5 protein-coding genes and 1 pseudogene are annotated in these 6,612 nt (G+C 58.0%); 5 read left to right on the plus strand and 1 reads right to left on the minus strand.

The window, feature by feature from the left end; translation table 11 throughout:
• Nucleotides 1-27 precede the first annotated feature (27 nt).
• The 3 genes from AC0L25_RS28070 to AC0L25_RS28080 are packed head-to-tail and all read left to right on the plus strand — an operon-like array spanning nucleotide 28 to nucleotide 3,895.
• Nucleotides 28-1,437, plus strand: coding sequence for a glycerate kinase type-2 family protein (locus AC0L25_RS28070; RefSeq protein ID WP_473598452.1), 1,410 nt, complete (start codon nucleotides 28-30; stop codon nucleotides 1,435-1,437).
• A gap of 2 nt (nucleotides 1,438-1,439) precedes the next feature.
• The gene (gene eno, locus AC0L25_RS28075) at nucleotides 1,440-2,714 is read left to right on the plus strand and encodes a phosphopyruvate hydratase (RefSeq protein ID WP_473598453.1); all 1,275 of its coding nucleotides are present in this window, start codon (nucleotides 1,440-1,442) and stop codon (nucleotides 2,712-2,714) included.
• A gap of 59 nt (nucleotides 2,715-2,773) precedes the next feature.
• Nucleotides 2,774-3,895, plus strand: coding sequence for a tyramine oxidase subunit B (locus AC0L25_RS28080; RefSeq protein WP_473598454.1), 1,122 nt, complete (start codon nucleotides 2,774-2,776; stop codon nucleotides 3,893-3,895).
• 131 nt (nucleotides 3,896-4,026) lie between these two features.
• On the opposite strand, the pseudogene AC0L25_RS28085 reads toward AC0L25_RS28080, so the two are convergent.
• Nucleotides 4,027-4,452 (minus strand): annotated as a pseudogene (locus AC0L25_RS28085) (transposase); the annotation flags it as partial.
• A gap of 393 nt (nucleotides 4,453-4,845) precedes the next feature.
• Here AC0L25_RS28085 and AC0L25_RS28090 point away from each other — a divergent pair.
• Nucleotides 4,846-4,950 carry a winged helix-turn-helix transcriptional regulator gene (locus AC0L25_RS28090; protein WP_473598458.1) on the plus strand — a complete coding sequence of 35 codons (105 nt, stop codon included), beginning with the start codon at nucleotides 4,846-4,848 and terminating at the stop codon, nucleotides 4,948-4,950.
• A gap of 528 nt (nucleotides 4,951-5,478) precedes the next feature.
• Complete coding sequence (locus tag AC0L25_RS28095) at nucleotides 5,479-5,874, plus strand: hypothetical protein (RefSeq protein ID WP_473598455.1); 396 nt, start codon at nucleotides 5,479-5,481, stop codon at nucleotides 5,872-5,874.
• The last annotated feature ends 738 nt before the right edge of the window (nucleotides 5,875-6,612 follow it).

The following is a 6,612-nucleotide window of genomic DNA, read 5'->3' on the forward strand; positions in this document are numbered from 1 at the left end:
CGCCTTCACGCCATCTGAGTGCCCGTAATGAAGAAAATCCGAAACTCAGACGAACTCCTTGGACAGGGTGACGTTGTATCTCGCCGAATCGTTCTAGAAATCGCCGATCGGACGCTCGATAGGCTGGATAGCTATCGGCGCATCCGCAGTATCATGCGGATGGAGGGTAGCGTGCTGCATATCGGCACCCGCTCCTGGGATCTCTCCAAGAAACGCAACGTCTATCTTTTGGGCGCCGGCAAGGCCTGCAATCACATGGCAATGGCAGTGGATCACGTCCTTGGCGACCGCCTGACGCGCGGCATCGCCATCGTCAAGATCAGCGAAGAGACGGATCATTTGGATAAGACCGAAGTGTTCGTTGGCGGGCACCCGCTGCCAAACGAAGAGGGTCTCCGCGCCTCTAAGAAAATGATTGAGATCGTCGATAACGCAGGGCCGGACGATTTGTTCATTGCGGTGATCAGCGGCGGAAGCTCCGCCCTAATGTCCTGTCCGATCGATGGCATTTCTCTGCAGGACGAGATCGACACGACCGATATTCTGCTGAAGTCCGGAGCCGGCATAGTCGAGGTCAACGCGGTGCGCCGGCATATCTCGGCGCTAAACGGCGGGATGCTCGCAAAACGTATTCAGGCCGTCGGCGCCGAGCTGATCGGCTTCGGCATCAGCGACGCGGTAGGCTCACCTGCCACTGGCGACATCGCTGTGCCTTATGCGGCCTATAAGAGCACGCCGATCGGTCCCGACCCGACGACGCTAGACGACGCGCGCGCTACGATCGTCAACTTCAACGTGGTCGATCGCCTGCCGAACAGCGTCGTGGACTACCTCATGAACGCCGGTCCTGATAAGGAAACGCCGAAAGCTTTCCTCGACAACACCTATTTCCTGCTGAACACGCTGCCGGACTCCTGCATCTACGCCAAGGAGGCCTGCGAGGAGATGGGCATTCCCGCCATCGTCGTCACCTCGTTCCTGGAAGGCGAGAGCCGCGACGCAGGTACTTTCTTCGCCTCGATGGCGCGGGAAATCCAGAGCTACGGCAATCCGGTCAAGCCGCCCTGCGTGCTGCTTAGTTCCGGCGAAGTCACGACGCAAATCCTCGACAACAGCTCAATCAAGGGGCATGGCGGGCCGGGCCAGGAAATGACGGTGAGCTTCGCCATCACAGCGGCCAAAACGAAAGGTGCGTGTCTGCTCTCGATCGACAGCGAGGGCACGGACGGGCCGACGAAGGTCGCAGGCGGCATCACCGATTCCAGAAGCCTGAAGGCGGCCGCGGGCAAGGGGATCAGCCTCTATCAGTCGCTACGCGAACATAGCTGCTTCGAGGCCCTTTCTGCCATTGGTTCCACGATCTTCACCGGAAACACCGGCACCAACCTTTGTGACCTCAACATCCTCTACGTCCCGGCGATTGAGGGGGGTCGATAGCCATGGAAGACAGGATCGCATCCGTCCGGGCTCAGCAGATCATTGATTGCAAATGCCGACCCGCCGTGGAGGTCGAGATCCGCACCGAAAGCAGCGCATACGGCCGGGGCGCAGCCCCCACCGGGACCTCGGTCGGCATGCACGAGGCCTTCGTGCTGCGCGACGGAAACTTGGCAAGCTACAAGGGCCTGGGGGTCCACAAGGCCGTTGACAACGCAGTGAACGTTATTGGGCCGGCATTAATCGGCATGAACGTGTTCAACCAGCGCGCCATCGACGAGAAGATGATTCACCTAGACGGTACGCCGGACAAGCGCAAACTTGGCGGCAACACCATCTATTCGGCCTCAATCGCGGCTTTTCGGGCAGCCGCGGACGCGCGCCGAACCCCGCTCTACAAATACATTGCCGGCAGGGAAATCCGCACCGTACCGGTGCCCTGCTTCAACGTCATCAATGGCGGCCACTACCAAACGTTGACCCAGGCCATCAATGAATTCCTGATCGTGCCCTATGGCGCCCACAGCGTGGAGTTGGCCGTCGAGATGGCGGTTGCAGTGTTCCAGCAGCTCTCTGACGTCCTGACGAAACGTTTCGGTCACAAGCCGCAAGTCGCAAGCTCCTATGGCTACGCGGCCCCTTCGGACGATCCGGAGGTGATCCTGTCGATAATGCAGGAGGCGATCGACGACTGCGACCATACGGGTCGCATTGCCTTCGCACTCGATTGCGCCTCCAGCGAAATGTACGACCGCAATACCGGCACCTATCTGCTGAAGGGCAAGCGTGTCTCGACCGACGAACTGATCGCGTACGCCAAAGCGCTCACCGAAAAGTTCGATCTCGTTTTCATCGAAGACCTGCTCGATGAGAACGATTGGAACGGCTTCAGCAAGGCGGTCAGGGAACTCACCCGCACAATCGTTCTAGGCGACGACCTTATCGTGACCAACCCTACCCTGCTCAAACGCGCCTACGAAACCCGTGCGGTCGACGGCTTCATCCTGAAGCCAAACCAGGTAGGTACGGTCTCTGAGGCGATGGATGCCCATCGCTTTGCCCGCGAACACGGGATGATCTCGGTTCCCTCGGGCCGTTCCGGCGGCGTCGTCGACGATGTAGTGATGGATTTTTCAGTCGGTCTCGAAGTGCCCTTCCAGAAGAATGGCGCACCGCGTTCGGGAGAGCGCATCGAAAAGCTGAACTTCCTGATGCGAGCCAACGCGGCAAGCCCCGGCTGCCGTCTCTATGACATCAAGCCCCTTCTCCGCTTCTGATCCGGGCCCGCGGGGAAGCAGGAATACGAACTTCAATCAACCATAGGAGAGGTGCCTCCATGTATCCCAGGATCGATTTTCTCTACCTTTCTGAGCCCGACATGATCGCCGCCGGCGTTCTCGACGCGGAACGCTGCGTTGACGTGTGCGAGGAAACCTTCAGCCTCCTCGGCAAGGGCGACTACCTGATGGGCGGCGCCAGCCACAACAATCATGGCATGAACATCGTCTTTCCGAAGGAAACGAAGTTCCCGAACATGCCGGTAGCCGGGCCAGACCGTCGCTTCGCGGCCATGCCTGGCTATCTCGGTGGACGTTTCGACGTCTGTGGCAATAAGTGGTACGGCTCCAACCACTCTAATTCTGAGAAGGCGCTGCCGCGCTCGATTCTAACCATGATGCTCAACGACAAGGACACCGGTGCGCCGCTGGCGCTGATGTCGGCAAACCTTCTGAGCGCCGCGCGCACCGGTGCCGTACCGGGTGTTGCCGCGAGGCACCTTGCCAATAAGGATGCAAAGATTGTCTCCGTCGTCGGCTGCGGTCCTATCAACAAGGCCTGCTTCAGCGCAATCATGACTCAGCTAAAGGCAGTCGAAAAAGTCGTGTGCTTTGACCTTTTTCTCGACAAGGCAGAGGAATTTGCCCGTTGGATTCACGAGACACACGGCGTGAACGCCGCTGGCGTCGATGAGCCTGAGGCGGGATTCCGCGATGCGGACGTCATCACAGTCGCCGCCTCACGCCTGAAACCACTTCACTTTAAGGACGGGTGGATCAAGGAGGGCGCCACCATCCTCGTGTCGGGTCCAGCGAACTCCGATGAGTCCTTCCTGACCAGCGCCAAGATCGTCTACGATCACACACCGCTGCAGGAAGCCTATGTCGAGGATGCAATCGCCTCGGGCGACAAGGAGGCCTACTATAGCGGCGTCATTAGCGGACCCCTCTACCGCCTTATCGATGCGGGGAAATTGCCAGCGCTGAAGGACTCCACCGGGCTCGGTGACGTCGTCAACGGCAAGAAGCCGGGCCGCGAGAATGCGAAGGAAAGGGTGATATTCATAGCCTGCGGCATGGTCGTGTTCGATATTAGCTGGGGCTTCGAAGTACTTGGGAAGGCAAAGGCAATGGGCATCGGTCAGACCCTGAACCTGTGGGAGAAGCCGAGCCAAGGCTAAATCGCTCCGCCGGCTGTGTGTACCGGGCTAAGATGTTTTTGATACGGTCTGCGAAACAGAATTGGGTGAGCTCGTTTCGTCGACAACATTTCTGGTGACCCGAGCTAGTCGGCCGTGAACAATGGGAGAGATCAGGCTTTGAGTTCTTTCGGCTGACTTTGAGAGGCGGCGAGGAGAAGCCACAAAAGAGCCTTCAGCCACCTGAGCAGGAGGGAGAAGTTGTAGCCGGCGGCGGCCAGGATGGCGTTGACGACGTCGCCCTGCTTGCCGGCGAGATAGTTGCGGCCCATCCGGTGCTCAGCCTTGATGTGGCCGATCACGGGCTCGATCGCGGAGCGGCGGCGCATCTGGCGCTTGATAGCTGGGGTGACACGGCATTTCTGGCCGCTGGTGAAGACCCCGAACTTGTGGCTCTCCGATGCGTTGTGGCCGCGATAGCCGGCGTCGGCGAGAGCGCGGCTGATCTCGTTGCCGATGGTCTTATCCATGTCAGGGATGATCGCTGCGAGCGTGTGGCCGTCATAGGGATTGCCGGGCAGCGCTTTTGCATGCAGGGCGTGTCAGGTGGTAGGCTATCGAGAGGCCGATAGTGCCGCCTCCGATGACAACGTATTCGACATGCGACGGTAGTTTGCTGGCCATTTGTAACCCCGTTCTAGCCTCGTCGCGGAAGCGCGGGACAAGGCGCGTTGTGGGAAGGACACTACCGTTGGATGCGGATTTATTTCGTCCGATCTGCAGGGTTGGACAGCGGGATTTCTGCGCCATGCGGCCTCGTTATGCAGCGTTACTTCAGCAGAATGGATAGTGGCCGTCGTCTTGGACACTCACTGAGCTCGGGCAACCCATTCATCGCGGGCGAGTGCGCTGAAATTCTGCCTTCGGCCGTTTGATGGCTCCACTGTGATGTCGGAGAAGACAGCCACAGCCGAGCGTACAAATTCGACCGGATCGATGCCCGCATACTCGAACTGATTGAACGGAATAACCGCCTAACCTCCAATGCAACTGCGGAAGAGGTCGGGCTTTGCGCCACTGCGTACCAGCGTCGCTGAAGACACTGCGGGCGGAGGGGATAATCGAAGCGGAATTCTCGCCAACGTCGCGAATACCGGGGCCGACCCATCCAGACGATATCACCCTAGAGCGGGGACGCGCCGAGATCGACAAGTTCAAGCGGAATCTCAAATCCTCATCCGAGATTGCGACGGGGATCTAGCTACTATATCATCATCATCGTACGAAGCTTGGAGAATTACGAACAGTTCACGCGCAAGTTCTTTGTCAGAATGCTAGCTGAGCCATGGTGGTATCCAACCGACTCCAGACTACGTTTCGTGTCCCTGTTGGCGATTCGGAAGATCCTTGAGGCGGATTCCCACGCCGTCAGACACCGATGCTACAGGCAATGCTGTCAGCCGCCATCCGCTTACGCCATTCAGCGGGGCCAGAGGTCTGGGTTGACGCGCGGGCGGCATCGTACAGACAGGATCCCCGGCATATCCTGAAACTCATCATAGATCCCGAAAGCACGCGGTCCTAAAGGGCTCACTAACTACGGGGATATTGCGACAAAGGGCGCAATGATGGTGACTGGTACTGGATACAGTAACAGCGAGCAGGCCAAGAAGGCCAGCATCCCGGAAACGCAAATCGTGCAAGTTCCAGGCCAGACAGAAATACTTGCAGCGGTGGAAGCGGGACGAGCAGATGCTGGCGCATCGGGATATCTCCTGTCGCAGTCTGTGGCTGCTAAATCCGGCGGAAAACTGGAGGTGACGGACCCCGACGCGATGGCCTCCTATGAAAACGACGAGAACATGGTGATCGTGGAAGGCGACAAGACGTTCGCTGCGGCTTTCGCGGTGCATATGGTTTGTGGAGAAGTTCAACGAAGCTCAGAAGAAATACATTGGAACTCCCGAAATGATGAAGGCACTGGAGGCATATGGCTACGACGCAAAGCTGCTGCCGGGTGACAGGACTGCGGAGTGTGTTTGCGCCAACCGCTGACCGTAATGTACGCCTCCGGGGGAGGCTTGGCCTCCCCCGCGCGTGAACAGAGGATGGCAAATGCCCATCTGGGAATTTTTACAGAAGTATAGTTCTGTGCTGATGCACGCAACGTGGGTAACTTGCCTGCAATTTCTGTTCGCTGCTCTCGTTGCGGTATCCTGCTCTGGTGACGGGAATCGGAAAGCTTTTGGCAAACCCGCTGATCCGCGGGACATGCGTAGTCTACATTGAAGTTTTCCCTAGAACATCCCTTCTGGTCCAACTCTATTGAATTTTTTTGTGTTGCCTCTCTTTGGCATCACGCTTCCAAATTTTCACTGCTGGCTTCATATTCGTGGGATTAAATTATGGGTCGTATGGTGCAGAGCTTGTGCGAGGCGGGATCCAAGCAGTCCCCCGCGGACAATTGTAGGCGGCGATTGCGCTATCTATGTCGCCGTTTGCAAGAATGCGCCGATCGTATTGCCCCAGTCGATTGCTATTTGCTGCCTCGGTGGGGAACCTTTTGATTGAGTTGCTCAAAGGCACGGCCTTCGTCTCGCTCATATCGGTGACGGATTTAATGTTCCAGGCCAAGCAAATCAACGCCTGAACTTACCTTCAGCACAAGCCTTCGGGACCGCCCTGGGGCGTCGGCTGAACTGTGCCGACATCATTCTTTATCTCGACGGACTGTATCGTTCGTCGCGTAAGAGTTCGGC

Source organism: Mesorhizobium sp. WSM4813, from assembly GCF_055811555.1.

Bases quoted from the DNA above. Each gene is read 5' to 3' on its own strand.
- AC0L25_RS28070 (WP_473598452.1), top strand. From the start codon at position 28: ATGAAGAAAATCCGAAACTCAGACGAACTCCTTGGACAGGGTGACGTT.
- eno (WP_473598453.1), top strand. From the start codon at position 1,440: ATGGAAGACAGGATCGCATCCGTCCGGGCTCAGCAGATCATTGATTGC.
- AC0L25_RS28080 (WP_473598454.1), top strand. From the start codon at position 2,774: ATGTATCCCAGGATCGATTTTCTCTACCTTTCTGAGCCCGACATGATC.
- AC0L25_RS28095 (WP_473598455.1), top strand. From the start codon at position 5,479: ATGATGGTGACTGGTACTGGATACAGTAACAGCGAGCAGGCCAAGAAG.